This window comes from Bradyrhizobium sp. Ken51 (genome assembly GCF_055807435.1).
Window position 1 is genome coordinate 10,282 of the sequence record NZ_JBVVPB010000042.1, and the last position, 16,349, is coordinate 26,630.

Consider the following 16,349-nt stretch of genomic DNA (forward strand, 5'->3'; position numbering starts at 1 on the left):
GTCCCGGCCATGACGATGAGGAGACGTCGGCGCACTGCATCACGCCGCCTCGGAGCCGCCGAGATAGGCGTCGCGAATGCGGGGATCGTCCTTCAGCGCGCGGGCGGAGCCGGAGAGAACGATCTTGCCGGTCTGGAGCACATAGGCCTCGTGCGCGATCTCGAGCGCGAGGCTGGCGTTCTGCTCGACCATGAAGACCGAGACGCCCTCCTGGTTGATGGTGCGAATCAGCTCCAGCACGCGGTCGACATAAAGCGGCGACAGCCCCATGGTCGGCTCGTCCATCACGATCATCCTGGGACGGCTCATCAGCGCGCGCGCCATCGCGACCATCTGCTGCTCGCCGCCGGAGAGCGAACCGGCGCGCTGCGATAGCCGCTGGCCGAGCTTCGGGAACAGCGTGAGCATCTTGTCGAGATCCTGCGCGATCGCCTCGCGGTCGTCGCGCACGAAGGCGCCCATCAGGATGTTTTCGCGCACGCTCATGTCCGCGAACAGGCGCCGTGCCTCCGGCACCGAGGCGATGCCGCGGCGGACGATCTGGGGCGTGGTCAGCCCGAGCAGCGAGGCACCGTCGAAAGTCACATCGCCCGAGCGCGGCTTCACCAGGCCCAAAATGATCTTCATCGTCGTCGATTTGCCGCTGGCGTTGCCGCCGAGCAGGCAGACGATGTGGCCGCGCGGAACTGATATCGACAGATCGAAATGCACCTGGGCCTGACCGTAGAAGGTGTTGACGTCGGTAAGCGCCAGCAGCGCATCGGGCGGCGTGTTCGTCATGCCGCGCTCTCCTGCTTCGTTGTCAGGCCGTGGCCGAGATAGGCCTCGATCACCTTGGGATCGCCGCGCACCTGTTCACCCGGGCCTTCCGCGATTTTCTTGCCTTCATCCATGACGATGACGCGATCGGAGAGGCGCATCACCATTTCGAGCTTGTGCTCGATCAGCAAGATCGTCAGTCCTTCGGCCTTCAGCTCGGCGACAAGGCCCTGCATCTCAGTGGTTTCGGTCGGGTTCATGCCGGCGGTCGGCTCGTCGAGCAGCAGCAGGCGCGGCTTCAAGGCGAGCGCACGCGCAATCTCGACGCGGCGGCGGTTGGCGTAAGAGAGGCTGTAGGCCGGCTGGTCGATGCGCGGCAGCAGCCGCTCGCCGAAGCGCGCGAGAATGACCTTCACATCCTCGCGCAACCGCTCCTCTTCCGCCTTGACGCTGGCGGGGCGCAGCAGCGCCAGACCCAGTTCCAGCAGCGGGCCGATCACCGGCACTGCCGGCCTGACCGCACGCAGCCGCGTGTGGGCACCGATCAACACGTTGTCCATCACGCTGAGATTGCCGAAGACACGGCCGAGCTGGAACGTGCGCGCGATGCCTTCGGCGGCGAGCCGTTCCGGCGAGAAACCCGTGATGTCCTGATCTTCGAAGCGAACCGTCCCGGCGTCCGGCCGGTCAAGCCCGGTCACGAGATTGAACAGCGTCGTCTTGCCGGCCCCGTTCGGGCCGATGATGCTGATCAGCTCGCCTTTGGCGAGATCGAGATCGATGGCGTCGACCGCGGTGAGGCCGCCGAAGCGCCGCGTCAGCCCGCGCAGGGACAGCATGGTCGTGCCCATCACATCGTCCCCAACAGGCCCTGCGGCCTGAACCGCACCAGCAGCAGCAGCACGATGCCGTAGATCAGGATGCGGTACTCCGCCGCGATCCGGAACACTTCCGGCAGGCCGACCAGCGCGACCGCTCCGACGATGGCCCCGACGACATTGCCGAGTCCGCCGAGGATCACGACCGTCAGCGCCAGGATGGATTGCTGCGTATTGAAGGTCTCGTGGTTGATGTAGGAATAGAGATGCGCGGCGATGCCGCCGCTGACGCCGGCCGCGAACCCGCCGAAGATGAAGGCCAGCGATTTGTAGCGATTCAGGCTGAGCCCATAGGCGCGCGCGGCGATGTCGTCATCGCGAATGGCGCGAAAGCTGCGGCCGAGATGCGAGCCGAGCAGGCGTCCCTGCAGCAGCGCCAGCACGACCATCGCGATGAAGCTGAACCAGTAGATCGAAATCGGGCTGACCAGCTCATAGCCAAACAGCGACAGCGGCGGGATGCCGGAGATGCCGATCGGCCCGCGCGTGACGCTCTCCCAGTTCAGGATCACCAGCGAGACGATCTCGCCGATCGCGAGCGTCGCGATCGAGACATAATGCCCGCGCAGCCGGAACGACGGCGAGATCAGCGCTGTGCCGAGCGCCGCGCTCATCAGGCCGCCGCCGATGATGGCGAGGCCGACGGGAACGGAGAAGGTGAGCGACAGCAGCGCGGAGGTGTAGGCGCCGATCGCGAGCAGCGCGGCGTGTCCGAGCGACACCTGGCCGATCGTGCCCGCCACCAGCGTAAGGCTCAGCGCGAGCATGCCGAGCAGCCAGGCGTTGATCAGAGTCTGGAGCACGTAGAACGACACCGGCAACAGCGGCAGGATCGCGAAGACCGCGGTAGCGATCAGCAGAGCCCAGCGCGGAATGCGCACCGGGCGGCTCGGCGCGATGAAAGTGCCGGTGAGCGGCTCGGGCGGCGCCTGCCGTGCGCTGGCGAACAGGCCGTTCGGGCGCAGCACAAGCACCACGACCAGCAGCAGGAACGCGAACAGATTGCGGTAGCTGGTGCCGAACACGGCGACGCCGTAGCTCTCCACCAATCCCAGCAGCAGGCTGCCGATCACCGCACCCGGCACGTTGCCGGCGCCGCCGACGACTTCGGCGACGACGCCCTTGAGCGTCGCCTGCAGGCTCATCGCGGTGTCGATCTGGTTGTAGTACATGCCGACCAGCAGACCGGAAATGCCGCCGAGCGCAGCCGCAATGCCGAACACGGCTTGATTGACGCGGTTGACGTCGACACCCATCTGCATCGCGGCGTCGCGATCCTGGGCCGTGGCGCGGATGGCCCAGCCAAGCTTGCTGTAGCGCAGGAACACGAACAGCAGCAGCGCGCTGGTGATGCCGACGCCGGCGATCAAGAGATCGAGCGGTCCGATCGTGCCGCCGCCGATCTGGAAGCGGACGTCTGGCAGCTGGCTCGGCAGCGCGCGCGGATTGGGGGAGAACGTCAGCATCACGAGCTGATCGAGCACGAAGCTGATGCCGATGGTCGCCAACAGCGGGGCGATGCGCACCGAGTTCTGCAGCGGACGCAGGCCGAACCGTTCGATGATCAGGCCAACCAGCGCCGCCGCCACCGCGACCACGATGATGGTAAGCGGCAGCGGCGTATGCAGCTGCACCACCGCGACCCAGCCGATATAGGCGCCGACGAGGTAGATCGAGCCTTGCGCAAAGTTGATCAGCCGGCTGACGCCGAAGATCAGCGCGAGCCCGACCGCAACGAGGGCGTAGACGTTACCGACGATCAGCCCGTTGATCGTGTAGTCGAGCCAGGAAGACACGCAGGAGATCCCCTCAGGTCGGCTTGCCGTCCCAGAGCGCGAACTGGCCCTTGCGCACGACGAGCTCGGCGTTCATGGCGCCCTTGACGCGCCGGCTCTCGACGTCGAACGTCGCCTTGCCGAAGATCACGCTCGAGACATCCTTCACTTTCGTAAAAGCGTCGCGGATCGCGCGCCGGTCGGTGCCGCCGATCTTGACGACGGCGGCCGCCATGTTCATCGCGTCATAGGCGTAGGCGTTGAACGCGTCGGGCTCCACCCCGTTGTATTTCTTCTTGAAGCCCGCGATGAACGTCTGCACTTCGGGGCGCGGGTCTTCGGGGAAGTAGCGCGTGCCGACATGGACGTCCTCGACGGCCTCCCCGCCGAGCTCCAGGAATTTCGGCGAGTAGACCGAGCTCGCGGCGCAAATCACCTGCTTCAGCCCGACCTGGCGTGCCTGACGCGCGATCAGCGCACCGTCAGAATAATAGGAGATCAGGATCAGCCCGTCCGGATTGGCGTCGCGGACACGCACCAGCGTGGAGCGGAAGTCGCGCTCCTCCGCGATGTAGCCTTCGGTGACCGCGATTTCGGCGCCGTGCTCCTTCGCGGCCTTGACGAAATAGTCGCGGCTGGTGCGGCCCCAATCGGTGTTGAGGTGCAGCACGGCGAGCTTCTTCAGGCCGAGACGTTTCACGGCATAGGCCGCCAGCAGCGGCTGCTCGTCGGCCTGGCTAACCGAGGTGCTCCACATGAAGTCGCCGCCCTTGGTGAAATCGGGATGCGAATTGGTAAATCCAAACTGCACCAGGCCGCCGCGCTGATAGATCGGCGAGGCCGCCATCGAGGCGGGGCTGGAGAAGTCGCCGAGCTCCATGACGATCCTGGGATCGGAGACGAATTTCTGGGCGATCGCCACCGACTGGCGCGGGTCGCTCTGGCTGTCCTCGAAACTATAGGCGAGCTTGCGGCCGTTGATGCCGCCCGCGGCCTGGATCTCGTCGAGCGCGAGATCGAAGCCCTGCTTCCATTGCGTGCCATATTGTGCGTTCGGCCCGGTCAACGGACCGCTGACGCCCAGCAAGATCGGTTCGGACGATTGCGCGAAGGCGGCGCGCGAGAAGGCTGCTCCCGCCATCATGGCGGCAAGCGAGCCCTTGACCAGGGTACGACGATCGATGTTGCTCATGGACGGCTCCATCCTGTCAGGTGTTGAAACAACCAGCAATTTCTATGCCGGTGAGATTGCCTATTTCGAGGGCTCGCCGAGCGACAGCATCAGCCGGTTCGCCCAGTTGAAGAACGACGCGCCGTTGATGACGTCGACGATCTCCGCATCGTCGAGACCGGCACGGCGCAGCTCATCGACATTGTCCGGGCCAAACGCGATCGGCGTCGCAGCCAGCGCCACGGAGGCCTTGACGACCGCATTCCAGCGCTCGCCGAGATCGGCGCCAACGCCTTCGTCGAGCAGGCGCTGCACATCATCGCGGCGCTTGGAATAGGTGCTGGCGAAACGCGCGTGCACGGAGGCGCAGTAGATGCAGCCGTTGTGGCGCGAGGTCGCAGCTGCCGCGAGCTCGCGCTCGGCGCGCGGCAGGCCGTCGGCAACATTGTAGAAGATGTCCTTGTCGGTCTTGGTGCGGGCTTCCAGCACCTCGGGATCGCGCACCAGCAGACGGAAATACTCGGACTTGGAACGGGAGCGATCGACGAGGCCGGCGAAATGCCGCTCGGTCAGCTCGGCTTCGGGCAGCGGATCGATCCACGACACCCAGCCCAGTTCATCCTGGGTGAAGGCGACGGGCGGATTGACATTGCTTGCAGCGGTCATGATGCAACCTCCTTACGCGCCGGCCGCGGCGTTCGCGGTGCGCCCGAGCGAGGCACCGAGCACGCGCAGTGCGGTGACGACGCGCACCTGGAACGACAGGAACGCAACAAGCTGAGAGAACGTGACGATCCCGGTGTTCGACCAGCCGGCGGCGAGCAGCGCCTTCATGTCGGCCGCAGCCGCATCGCGCGGGCGGAACACCAGCAGATGCGCATGCTCGAACGCCACAACGAGCCGGCCCCCGAGATCGGCCTTGCGCTCCGCGCTGACGCGGTAGATCAGGCCCGCCTTGTTCTCGACCGACAGCGGCCCATCCGGAAAGGCACCGTAGGGGCCAGAGGTCTCGCCCCGCACGATTTCAACCTCGATCGCCTCAACCAAGCGTGCGCCGTCGGCGATCGCAGCTAACTTCGCGCGATAGAAGGCAGCTACAGTCGGCTCGCGGTGAAGGCCGATCACGAAGAGCGCGACCGCGGCGCGCTCGACGAGCGAGAAGTCACTGGCGTCGATCGGCTCGAACAGAGAGAGATAGCTCTGCTGCGCGTTGTCGCGCGCCTGCAGGCGGCGCCCGCGAATGGTATCGAGCGCTGAACCCCGTTCGATCCCGGCGAGCGTGTCGATGATATCTTTCGTAGCCATCATTGAGCCTCTTGCAGCCTGGTGCAACGCGATTCCGTTCATTCCGACTATCCCGCCAGCGCCACGTCGGGCGCCGTCCGCGCCCAGCCCAGCGCTGGCGCGACCTTCTCCGCGACCAGCTCGATCGAGCGCAGGATATGGGGATGCGGGGCATCGACGGAATGCGCCTGGAAGACGAGATCGGTCACCCGCTCCAGCGTGGCGTCGGCGCGGAGCGAAGCGATGACGTCGTCGGCCGCGCCGACATGGGTGTCGAAGGCCGCGATCATCTCCTCCAGCGTCTCGCCCGGCTTGGCGTGGCCGCCCTTGAGGAATTGGGGCAGCGCGCGCCGCAGCCCGATATCGGCAAGGCGCAACGCCTCAGTGCGGTCGTCGGCGACGAAGATGGTGCGCGAAGCCATGATGCGGGGCTCGCGTCCCGGCGGCAGTGCTTCGAGATAGGCATCGATCACCGGGTTCTGAATCTCGGCCAGCGTTGCCTTCGGCGCTTCCGTAGTCCGGGGCTGGGTGCGCGACAGCAACAGGCCATCGCCCGCCTTGCCGGCACGCGCGCCGCCCGCCACAGAGAACGTCGCCTGCCAGATCCTGTCGTCCAGTTGCGGCCGCTGCGGATAGAGCGTGTCGCCACCGTCGAGCGGCTTGCCCACCAGCGCCGTGCGGACGACCTCCAGATTGCGCGCAAAGATCTCGTTACGCTGGGCGCTGTCGAGGCCGAAGGCAGCAAAGGCCGAGGGATTGCCGCCGGTGCCGACACCGAGTTCGAAGCGACCGTTGCAGAGCAGATCGAGCACCGCGGCGTCCTCGGCCACGCGCACCGCATTCTCAAGCGGCAAGGTGACGATGCCGGTGCCGAGCCGAATGCGCGAGGTTTGGGCTGCGACGTAACCGAGGAAGGTGAAGGGCGACGGCAGGCCGCCCTCGCGCTCGTGGAAATGGTGCTGCGCGATCCACGCGGAATCGAGGCCCGCCTTCTCGGCGCGCACGATCTGCTCGGCCGCGAAGCGATATCGGTCGGCGGGCGGGGCCTCGTCGAGAAGCCGCGTGAAAAACCCCAGGCGTTTCAGGTTTGCTAAGCGTTTCATACGACCCCTGTCGGACGAGGATGGGCCCCGATGATGTCGGTTGCCGCAGCTCCAGACAAGCGGGCATTGCGCAGGGCTAGTACGCAAGGCTGCCCGCCGGGATCGCCCTGAGCTGGACTTTGACTAGGCAGACTGCCTACCAGCTCGGCAGCACCGCGCCCTTGAACTTGGTCAGGACGAACTCCTTGACCTCCGCCGTGTGGTAGCTGTCCACGAGGATCTTGACCCAGGGCTTGTCCTTGTCGACCGTGCGAATGGCGATGAGATTGACGTAGGGGCCCTTCGGGTCCTCGCGCAGGATCGGATCCTTGACGGGATCGAGGCCCGCCTGGGTTGCATAATTGGTGTTGATCGCGGCAGCGTCGACATCGTCGAGCGCGCGCGGCGCCTGCGCCGCGTCGACCTCGATAAACTTCAGCTTCTTGGGATTCTCGGTGATATCAAGCACCGTCGGCTTGAAGCCGGTGCCGTCCTTCAGCTTGATCGCACCCTTGTCGCGCAGGAGCAGCAACACGCGCCCGCCATTGGTCGGATCGTTCGGGATCGAGACCTTGCCGCCCTCCGGGATATCGGCGAAGGCCTTGCGCTTCTTGGAATAGACACCGATCGGGAAATTCACGGTCAGGCCGACGGCTTCGATCTTGTAGCCACGGTCGGCCTTCTGGTTGTCGAGATAAGGCTGGTTCTGGAACGAATTGGCGTGGATTTCGCCCGCATCGAGCGCGGCGTTCGGCACGACGTAGTCGGAGAATTCGATGAGCTTGATGTCGAGACCCTGCTTGGCCGCGATCGGCTTCACGGCCTCAAAGATCTGGGCGTGCGGCCCCGGCGTCACGCCGATCTTGATGGTCTCGCCCGAAGCGGCGGCCGACCAGGCGGCGAGCACGATCGCGAGGATCAGGGTGGAACGGAACGGCATCTTGGTCTCCATCACTCGGGCAATAATTGGAACCGTATTCGCTTCTCCGCGAGGCGAAATCAATGAAATGGAAATCCATATTGGCCGGCTGACGCGGACGACACTTCTCCGTTCGATCGCATGTGGGGAACGAATGCACCCGCGCAAGCGTGAGGCGCATCACGGCAAAACGGCACGGATCGTTGCCCGTAGTCCGATGGAGCGAAGCCCGACTCGGGACGCCGCCTGCGCGGCAGGACTTATCCTGGTTTGCGCTCGGCTCCATCCGGGCTTCAAACCTCCCCCCACACGTTCGTCATTTCGCCGCAGGGTTTTCTGACCCTGTCGGCATTGCCGCCTCGCCCATGATGAAACATGATGGGCCCTGGCCGGTGACGACTTGTCTGTGAAGTGGGGATCATCCGATGAACGAGAACGAAATCCGCAAGTCCATCGCTGAGGTGAAGCAGGGCAAGCTGTCGCGACGCTCCTTCATGCAGACCATGGCTGCGATCGGGATCGCAGCGCCGGTCGCGAGCCAGATCCTGGTCTGGAACGACGTGGCGATGGCGGACGCCACGCTGCCCTACAAGCCGACCAAGGCCGGGGGCGGCGGCCCGCTCAAGATCCTGCTCTGGCAGGCTCCGACGCTGCTCAATCCGCATTTCGCGCTCGGCACCAAGGATCAGATCGCCTCGCGCGTCTTCTTCGAGCCGCTCGCCGGCTGGGACAAGGAGGGCAATCTCGTCCCCTGCCTCGCGGCCGAGGCCCCATCCAAGCAGAACGGCGGCCTTTCCCCGGACGGCCTGAGCGTGACCTGGAAACTGAAGCAGGGCGTGAGGTGGCACGACGGCAAGCCCTTCACCGCCGATGACGTCGTCTTCACCTGGCAATACGCCTCGGATCTCGCCACAGCGGCGTACACCACCGGATCCTACAAAGACATCACGGTCGAGAAGATCGACGACCACACCGTCAAGGTGCTCTTCAAGGCGCCGACTCCGTTCTGGGCCGACCCGTTCGTCGGTTCGGTCGGTCCGATCCTGCCGAAACATCATTTCGGCGACTATGTCGGTGCGAAGTCGCGCGAAGCGCCTGGCAATCTGAAGCCGGTCGGCACCGGTCCCTACAAATTCGTCGAGTTCAAGCCCGGGGACCTGATCCGGGCCGAACGCAATCCCGACTATCACGTCAAGAACCAGCCGCATTTCGACACGCTGGAGATCAAGGGCGGCGGCGATGCGGTGTCCGCGGCGCGCGCCGTGCTGCAGACCGGCGAATATGACTATGCCTGGAACATGCAGGTGGAGGAGGAGGTCCTCAAACGCATGGAGGCCAGCGGCAAGGGCAAGCTCGACGTCACGCCCTCAGGTAACGTCGAGTTCATCATCCTCAACACGACGGACCCGTGGACCGAGGTGGACGGCGAGCGCTCCAGCCCCAAGACCAAGCACCCGGCGCTGTCCGATCCCGCCGTTCGCCGCGCGATGAACCTGCTGATCGACCGCGAGTCGATCCAGAAGTTCATCTACGGGCGCGGCGGCGTCGCCACCGCGAGCTTCGTCAACGCACCCAAACAGTTCAAGTCGCCGAAGCTGAAATACGAGTTCGACATCGGCAAGGCCAACAAGGTCCTCGATGAAGCCGGCTGGGCCAAGGGCGCGGACGGCATCCGCGAGAAGGACGGCAAGAAGCTCAAATTCGTCTTCCAGACCTCGACCAATGCGCCGCGTCAGAAGACGCAGGCGATCATCAAGCAGGCTTGCCAGAAGGCCGGCATCGAGATCGAAATCAAGGCGGTCACGGCATCGGTGTTCTTCTCGTCCGACGTCGGCAACCCCGACACCTACTCGAAATTCTATGCCGATATGGAGATGTACAACACCACGCAGCCGCAGCCCGACCCGGAGCGCTTCCTGAACCAGTGCGTCTCCTGGGAAATCTCCAACAAGGACAACAAATGGCTCGGCCGCAACGTCTCGCGCTGGTCCGATCCCGAGGCCGACAAGGCCTACAAGGCCGCGCAGAACGAGCTTGATCCGGTCAAGCGCGCCGCGCTGCTGATCAAGGTCGACGAAACCTTTTGCGAGGCTAACGTGTTCCTGCCGCTTCTATCCCGCAACATCGTCAACGCAGGGGTCAACGACCTCATGGTGGACATGTCGGGATGGGACGTTACGACCTGGAATCTGGCGGGTTGGTACCGCAGCTGACGCCGGAGAGGCTGAACGCTCGATCTCCGTCTCGGCAGACCACCAGCTCAATCCCTGCCCGCGAATTGGCGGTCGAGGTTTGACGCCGTGTCGGCGCTTCTCAGCCGTTTCATCAGCTCATCCCTCTCCTTGCCGTCCGGCAACGACTCGGCCTTCTCACGGATGGTCCTGGTGAACTCCGCAAGCCGCTCTTGAAGCGTGGTGGTTTGCTGAACGCGATGCCGCCTGAGCACGATCGGATCTCCATGTCATGGCACGATGCGGTGCCTTTCTGGATGGCCAATGATAAGAGCGAGCGCAGCCATATCTATATCAAATGATATAGTTCAAGCCATTTGGTACCGACGCACTTTGTTCACATGTGAACAGTTCGAGCTGCCTTCAGCTGCGGTCCGGAACGAAGATGACGGCTGTTTCATTGATGCCGTGAGACAACACGGACGCGCCATGGGCAAGATACTGATCAGCACCGCCGTCGTGAGCCTGGCACTCATCATTGCCTTCGCGGTCTATGTCATCACTCTATGAATTGCCGACAGCAGAGCGAATGATGGTGCGGCTCGGAAATCAACCGCGCGCGCAGCAATCGACCAACAGGTCCCAGATCCGCTCCGCATCGCCCGATGCGCGGGTTTCTGGCCCTTTCTCCGGGTTGGATTGCGAATAGCCCGCCACCGGGCGCGCCTCGCGCGGCACGATCCATCTCTGGGAGATCGGGTCGTACCATTTTCCGATCATCATTTCAGTCACGCCGATCGACTCACCGATTTGATCCTGGGCGGAGCTACGGCTCGCGGACTTCGTCGAATCCCGTTGGCCGCGCATCCACATTTTACAAATCGGCTTCTTGCCCGATCGTTCCTGCCGCGACTCAGCCCGGCCGCGCCGGATGAAGCGTACGGGGATGCCTCTCGTGCAGCAGCCGCGCAAGCTCTTCCCGTTCCGCGGCACGTCCCTTCATGGCAGTCTCGAACAGCGCTTCCTGGATGTCGCGCGGCATGTCGCCCCACACGTCCATCGCCGCTCGTCCGAGCAGGCCCGCAAGATGATCCACTCCATCGCTCATTGGGCTCTCCTGATCTGGTCCGGGGATGGAACAGCCGTGGCTTTGCGGCGTTCCAGTTCCATCATTGTGAAAGGAGACATCATTTATGGGATTCTTCACCAAGGATATCAAATCGATGGAAGACCTGCTGCTGCACGGCCTGCAGGATATCTATTACGCGGAACAGCAGATCCTCAAGGCGCTGCCGAAGATGATCGACAAGGCGACGAACAAAGACCTCGTCGCCGGGCTGAAAGCTCATCTGGAAGAGACCAACAAGCAGGTCGACAGGCTCGGCAAGGTGTTCGCGAAGCTCGGCAAGGAGCCCAGCGGAACGCACTGTCCCGCCATCGACGGCATCATCAAGGAGGCCGACGAGACCGCCGGCGAGATCGAGGACAAGGCCGTGCTCGACGCCGCGATCGTGGCCAACGCACAGGCCGTCGAACATTATGAAATGTGCCGCTACGGCACGCTGATCGCATGGGCGGAGGAACTCGGGCACGACGACATCGTGCGCTTCCTCACGACGAACCTGAACGAAGAGAAGGCCGCCAACACCAAGCTGAATACCGTAGCGCTTCGCAAGGGCGTCAATGCCAAGGCGTCCAGCGCCGCTTGATCGAGACGTGCCAGTTAAGACGTGCTGGTGAAGTACTGGACGTGGCGGCCCCGCTCGCGGAGCTGCCACGTTCTCGTTGCACGTTCGGTCAGATGAACGGCTTCCCGCCGGTGACCGCCAGGGTTGCTCCCGATGTGTAGCTCGAGAGCGGATCGGCGAGCATGACATAGGCGGTCGCGAGCTCGGCCGGCTGGCCGGCCCGCTGCATCGGCACCTGCTTGCCAAAATTCTTGACCTTGTCCTCCGGCATGGTCGACGGAATCAGCGGCGTCCAGATCGGCCCCGGGGCGACCGCATTGACCCGAATGCCCTTCGCCGCCAGCATCTGGGCGAGCCCGCCGGTGAAATTCTGAATGGCGCCCTTGGTCGTCGCATAGGCGAGCAGGGTCGGATTCGGCATGTCGGAGTTCACCGACGCGGTGTTGATGATCGCCGCTCCCGGGCGCATGTGGGGCACCGCAGCCTTGGTGAGATAGAACATGGCGTGGATGTTGGTCTCGAACGTCCGCTGCCATTCCTCGTCGCTGATATCAGCGATCTCCTTGAACGTGTCCTGATGGGCCGCGTTATTGACGAGGATGTCTATTGCGCCGAACGCCTGGACGGTGCGGGCGACGATCGCGCGGCAATGATCGGGATTGCGGATGTCACCGGGGATCAGGACGACCTTGCGTCCCTCGCGCTCCACCAGCGCCTTGACCTCGGCGGCATCCTCGTCCTCGTTCAAATAGGCGACGACGATGTCCGCGCCTTCCCGGGCATAGGCGATCGCGACCGCGCGGCCGATGCCGCTGTCGCCTCCGGTGATAATCGCTTTCTTTCCGGCCAGGCGCCCGGCGCCTTTATAACTCTCCTCGCCGTGATCCGGTCGCGGATTCATCGCGCGCGTCGAACCGGGCATCGGTTGCTGTTGCGGAGGATAAGGCGGCTTTGGATATTCGGTCATGAAGCGGCTCCAGAGATTTGCTCCGCTAACGGAAAGCTTTCGGAAGCGTTCCTCGCCGTTCCATCACGCCTCCTGGCCAAGCCGCACGATGATGTCGTTCGGCAATAGGGCTGGCGCGTCGCCGGCACCCAATCGCCATAGGCTCTCGCCCGCAACCAGTGCCGGCATGGGCAGTTCGCGGTCGGCGAAATTGGTAACAATCTGCAAGATGTCTCCCTTCTCCGTCCGCCAACGGGCATCCAGGCCGCCCTTGCGCTGGTCCTCCCCCAGCAACTTGCAATCAGCCGACACGAAACCCCGTTTGATCAGCGGCACGATCTTCTCGCGCCGTATCTTCAGCAATTGGGCTGTCAGGCCGCGAAACCTGGCGCTGGCGGGAGAGCGATCGATGCCGGTCCAGTCGAGCTTCGATGCCTCGAAGGTCTTTTCATCGCACGGATCCGGAATCCTGGCGCGCATGTCAGGCGTCGAGAATGCCTTGAAGTGAGAAAACTCCTTGCGCCGCCCTTCCCGCGTCAGCTCGGCCGCTTCGCCCGACCAATCCGCGAAGAACAGGAACGGCGTCTCGGCCGCGGCTTCCTCACCCATGAACAACATCGGAATATGCGGATTCAAGAGAACCAGCGCCATGGCCTGATCCAGTTTCTCCGCACCGACCAGTCTTGAAAGCCGCTCCCCCAACGCGCGGTTGCCGATCTGGTCGTGGTTCTGGGCGAAGAAGATGGTGGCCTCGGGCGGCAGATGCGCGCTCGGCTCGCCGCGCGGTGCGTCATGCAGCGGAAAGACTTCGCCCTGATAGGCAAAGCCCTCAATGAGCGCTCGCGCGAGATGTTCGAGCGGCCTGTCGGCGAAGGCGCGATAATAGCCTTCGTCCTCGCCCGTCAACAGGACGTGGAGCGCGTTGTGAAAATCATCGCCCCATTGCGCATCATAGAGCCGGGTTGGTCCTTGCGCTCGGTCGAGCAGGCGGGCCTGATTGGCCTCGTTCTCCAGCATCAGATGCACGCGCCGGCCCGGCAGCTGACGGCGAACCGTCTCGGCAAGCTCGACCAGGAAATGGCGTTCGGAATCGTCCTTCAGGGCATGGACCGCGTCGAGCCGCAAGCCGTCGAAGCCATAGTCGCGCAGCCACATCAACGCGTTCTCGATCAGGAACTCGCGCACGAACGCGCCGTCGTGTCCCTCGAGGTTGACCGCAGGCCCCCAGCCGGTGCTGTGGCGCGCGGTGAAGAAGCTCTCTGCATAGAGGTGCAGATAGTTCAGCTGCGGCCCGAAATGGTTATAGACGACATCGAGATAGACCATGATGTCGAGGGCATGCGCCGCGCGTAACAGCCGCTTGAGGTCTTCCGGCCTGCCGTAGCGTGCATTTGGCGCATTCAGCAGCACGCCGTCATAGCCCCAATTGTGCCGGCCGGGGACGTCATTGAGTGGCATCAGCTCGATCGCGGTGATGCCGAGATGGCGCAGATAGGGCAGCTTCTTCTCGATGCCGGCATAGCTGCCTTCCTCGCTGAAGGTGCCGACATGCAGCTCGTAGATCACGGCCTCCGCCCAGGGGCGGCCGGGATAGAGCACCGGATCCCGGAACGCCGCGGTGTCGACCACCTCGCTCGGCGCCCCGACGTCGTCGGGCTGGAAGAACGAGGCGGGATCGGGAACGACCAGATCTTCGTTGATCCTGAACTGATAGCGCGTGCCGACGCGCGCGGTGGGGCTCAACCACTGGTACCAGCCGTCGTCGTCTCGCGTCATCGGGCGGGGCGGCTGGCCGGCTTCGAGCAATTCGACCGAGCGCGCCGTCGGCGCCCAGAGATTGAAGCAGACCCCGTGATCGAGGCATCGAGGACCGTGGTGTCGCGCCTGCCCGGCCATTCCCAATCTGTGACTCAAACCTGGCCGCCTTTACCTGCATGGCTGGAAGTGACGACACGCTTCGCGAGGCTCGATTTTACGATCGCTTAAGCATGCTCAGGACGAATGAAGCCGAGATGCGGGCATTCGTTCCTCAGGCGAGCGCCGCACCCGGCGCACACGCTCTATGTGCACTTTTGGACCGAGGACGAAAAAAGTCTGATCGGTGGCGAAAGTTAGGAACGTTTGTTGCGGTGCGGAATTCAGGATTTGCGCTCCGTTGGGGAAGCGCAATTGGAATTTCGAAGATGGTTGGCAGAGGCCGATGTTGTCCCTTGGGCCGGGGGGCCTAGCGCATGCGGATCCTTTTCGCGACGCCTGAAGTATCAGACTTCATTCAAGTGGGTGGACTCGCCGCCGTCTCGGCGGCTCTCCCGCGCGCCTTGCGCGATTTTGCCGACGTCCGCGTCATCATCCCCGGCTATCCGGCTGTCCTGCGCGGGTTACAAGACCTTACGACCGTCGGATGGTGCCAGCCATTCGCGGCCCTTCCGGCCTTCGCGATCGATCTCGGGCATACCGCCGACGGCATGACCTATTACGTCGTCCGGTGCCCGGCGCTGTACGAACGAGACGGCACCCCCTATGCCGATGGCCGCGGGGCCGATTGGGGCGACAACAATGTCCGGTTCGCGACCTTCTCTTATGCCGCAGCGCAGGTCGCGAGAGGATTGGTCGACAAGGATTGGGCCGCCGATCTCGTCCATGCCAATGACTGGCAATGTGCACTGATCCCCGGTTATCTGGAATGGCAGTACGCGCACATTCCAACTGTGTTCACGATCCACAATCTCGCCTATCAAGGCGTCTTCGACCGCAGCTCGCTCGCGCCGCTGGGCATTCCCGAGGCGAGCTTCAACATCGACGGCGTGGAATTCTACAATCGTCTGTCCTTCATCAAGGCCGGCCTGGTCTACGCTTCCCACCTGACGACCGTCAGCCAGACCTATGCCCGCGAGATCACCACCGCCGAGTTCGGCTGCGGTCTCGAAGGGCTGTTGCGGCAACGGGCCGATCGCAACCAGCTTTCCGGCATCTTGAACGGGATCGACGAGAGCTGGGATCCGCGCACCTGCCCCTCGCTGTTCCAGCCGTTCGGCGCCGGGGACTGGACCGAACGGTCGTTGAACGCCGACGACGTCAGGGAGCAGTTCGGACTGGCGGTCTCAAGAGGTCCCCTGTTCGCGCTCGTGGAGCGCCTGGTGCACCAGAAGGGCGTCGACCTCGTGATCGAGAGTGCGCAAGCGATCGTCGATGCGGGCGGCCAGATTGTCGTGACAGGCAAGGGCGAAACGCGGTTCGAGGAAGCGCTGCTGCAGGCGCAAGTGCGCGCGCCGCGCTCGATCGCCGTGAAGATCGGCTTCGACGACGCCGAGGCACGAAAGATCTTCGCCGGCAGCGACTTTACCCTGATGCCGTCGCGCTTCGAACCCTGCGGGCTGAGCCAGATGTACGCCCAGCGCTTCGGTTCGCTGCCAATCGGCCATCGTACCGGCGGCCTCGCCGAGACGATCGTGGATGGCGAAACGGGCTTCCTGTTCGACCGCGCGTCAGCCCCCGGCTTCCTTGGAAGCCTTTGCCGGGCCTTTTCCACCTTCGGCATGAAGGATCGCCTCGATCACATGCGGCGCGCGGCCATGGCACAGGCCTTCAGTTGGACCCAGTCGGCCAAATCGTACGCGGCGATCTACAAATCTTCGATCTAGACGCGCAACTGCAAGGCAAGCAGGGAACGGAATCA

General features: G+C 63.9%; 16 protein-coding genes. 3 read left to right on the forward strand and 13 right to left on the reverse strand.

Annotation, left to right across the window (positions count from 1 at the left end):
• Positions 1 to 39: 39 nt before the first annotated feature.
• The 8 genes from AC0L27_RS36720 to AC0L27_RS36755 all read right to left on the reverse strand — a co-directional run bounded on the left by AC0L27_RS36720 (position 40) and on the right by AC0L27_RS36755 (position 7,901).
• Positions 40 to 780 carry an ABC transporter ATP-binding protein gene (locus AC0L27_RS36720; RefSeq protein ID WP_354204966.1) on the reverse strand — a complete coding sequence of 247 codons (741 nt, stop codon included), beginning with the start codon at positions 778 to 780 and terminating at the stop codon, positions 40 to 42.
• Positions 777 to 1,610 (reverse strand): ABC transporter ATP-binding protein, encoded by an 834-nt coding sequence (locus tag AC0L27_RS36725; RefSeq protein ID WP_275169396.1) that lies wholly within the window; start codon positions 1,608 to 1,610, stop codon positions 777 to 779. The genes AC0L27_RS36720 and AC0L27_RS36725 overlap by 4 nt, the downstream gene beginning before the upstream one ends.
• Positions 1,610 to 3,433: an ABC transporter permease gene (locus AC0L27_RS36730; RefSeq protein ID WP_354060098.1), complete on the reverse strand. Its 1,824-nt coding sequence runs from the start codon at positions 3,431 to 3,433 to the stop codon at positions 1,610 to 1,612. Before AC0L27_RS36730 ends, AC0L27_RS36725 begins: the two co-directional genes overlap by 1 nt.
• A 13-nt stretch (positions 3,434 to 3,446) precedes the next feature.
• Complete coding sequence (locus AC0L27_RS36735) at positions 3,447 to 4,604, reverse strand: ABC transporter substrate-binding protein (protein ID WP_275169398.1); 1,158 nt, start codon at positions 4,602 to 4,604, stop codon at positions 3,447 to 3,449.
• Between the two features lie 60 nt (positions 4,605 to 4,664).
• Complete coding sequence (locus tag AC0L27_RS36740) at positions 4,665 to 5,249, reverse strand: alkylhydroperoxidase domain protein (RefSeq protein ID WP_354204963.1); 585 nt, start codon at positions 5,247 to 5,249, stop codon at positions 4,665 to 4,667.
• 12 nt (positions 5,250 to 5,261) lie between these two features.
• The gene (locus tag AC0L27_RS36745) at positions 5,262 to 5,888 is read right to left on the reverse strand and encodes a CMD domain protein (protein WP_354204961.1); all 627 of its coding nucleotides are present in this window, start codon (positions 5,886 to 5,888) and stop codon (positions 5,262 to 5,264) included.
• A gap of 47 nt (positions 5,889 to 5,935) precedes the next feature.
• Entirely contained in the window at positions 5,936 to 6,970 is a 1,035-nt protein-coding gene (locus AC0L27_RS36750; protein WP_354204959.1) for a putative FMN-dependent luciferase-like monooxygenase, read from the reverse strand.
• A 136-nt stretch (positions 6,971 to 7,106) separates the two neighbouring features.
• Complete coding sequence (locus AC0L27_RS36755; RefSeq protein WP_473322625.1) at positions 7,107 to 7,901, reverse strand: MetQ/NlpA family ABC transporter substrate-binding protein; 795 nt, start codon at positions 7,899 to 7,901, stop codon at positions 7,107 to 7,109.
• A 392-nt stretch (positions 7,902 to 8,293) separates the two neighbouring features.
• On the opposite strand from AC0L27_RS36755, the gene AC0L27_RS36760 reads away from it, so the two are divergent.
• A complete protein-coding gene (locus AC0L27_RS36760; protein ID WP_354204956.1) occupies positions 8,294 to 10,081 on the forward strand; it encodes a peptide ABC transporter substrate-binding protein in 1,788 nt (595 codons plus the stop codon).
• A gap of 47 nt (positions 10,082 to 10,128) precedes the next feature.
• Here AC0L27_RS36760 and AC0L27_RS36765 read toward each other — a convergent pair whose 3' ends face one another.
• The 3 genes from AC0L27_RS36765 to AC0L27_RS36775 all read right to left on the reverse strand — a co-directional run bounded on the left by AC0L27_RS36765 (position 10,129) and on the right by AC0L27_RS36775 (position 11,147).
• Positions 10,129 to 10,314: a hypothetical protein gene (locus AC0L27_RS36765; protein WP_275169403.1), complete on the reverse strand. Its 186-nt coding sequence runs from the start codon at positions 10,312 to 10,314 to the stop codon at positions 10,129 to 10,131.
• A gap of 334 nt (positions 10,315 to 10,648) precedes the next feature.
• Entirely contained in the window at positions 10,649 to 10,912 is a 264-nt protein-coding gene (locus AC0L27_RS36770; RefSeq protein WP_354204954.1) for a hypothetical protein, read from the reverse strand.
• Positions 10,913 to 10,952: 40 nt separating this feature from the next.
• Positions 10,953 to 11,147, reverse strand: a complete 195-nt coding sequence (locus tag AC0L27_RS36775) for a hypothetical protein (protein ID WP_275169405.1) — start codon at positions 11,145 to 11,147, stop codon at positions 10,953 to 10,955.
• An 85-nt stretch (positions 11,148 to 11,232) separates the two neighbouring features.
• Here AC0L27_RS36775 and AC0L27_RS36780 point away from each other — a divergent pair, with 85 nt between their 5' ends.
• Entirely contained in the window at positions 11,233 to 11,748 is a 516-nt protein-coding gene (locus tag AC0L27_RS36780; RefSeq protein WP_354204951.1) for a YciE/YciF ferroxidase family protein, read from the forward strand.
• An 88-nt stretch (positions 11,749 to 11,836) separates the two neighbouring features.
• On the opposite strand, the gene AC0L27_RS36785 is transcribed toward AC0L27_RS36780, so the two are convergent.
• Together AC0L27_RS36785 and treZ are read right to left on the reverse strand one after the other, a co-directional pair.
• A complete protein-coding gene (locus AC0L27_RS36785; RefSeq protein WP_354204949.1) occupies positions 11,837 to 12,694 on the reverse strand; it encodes an SDR family oxidoreductase in 858 nt (285 codons plus the stop codon).
• A 63-nt stretch (positions 12,695 to 12,757) separates the two neighbouring features.
• Positions 12,758 to 14,569, reverse strand: coding sequence for a malto-oligosyltrehalose trehalohydrolase (treZ, locus tag AC0L27_RS36790; RefSeq protein WP_473302312.1), 1,812 nt, complete (start codon positions 14,567 to 14,569; stop codon positions 12,758 to 12,760).
• Between the two features lie 335 nt (positions 14,570 to 14,904).
• On the opposite strand from treZ, the gene glgA reads away from it, so the two are divergent.
• Positions 14,905 to 16,314, forward strand: coding sequence for a glycogen synthase GlgA (glgA, locus tag AC0L27_RS36795; protein ID WP_473322627.1), 1,410 nt, complete (start codon positions 14,905 to 14,907; stop codon positions 16,312 to 16,314).
• Positions 16,315 to 16,349: the final 35 nt, after the last annotated feature.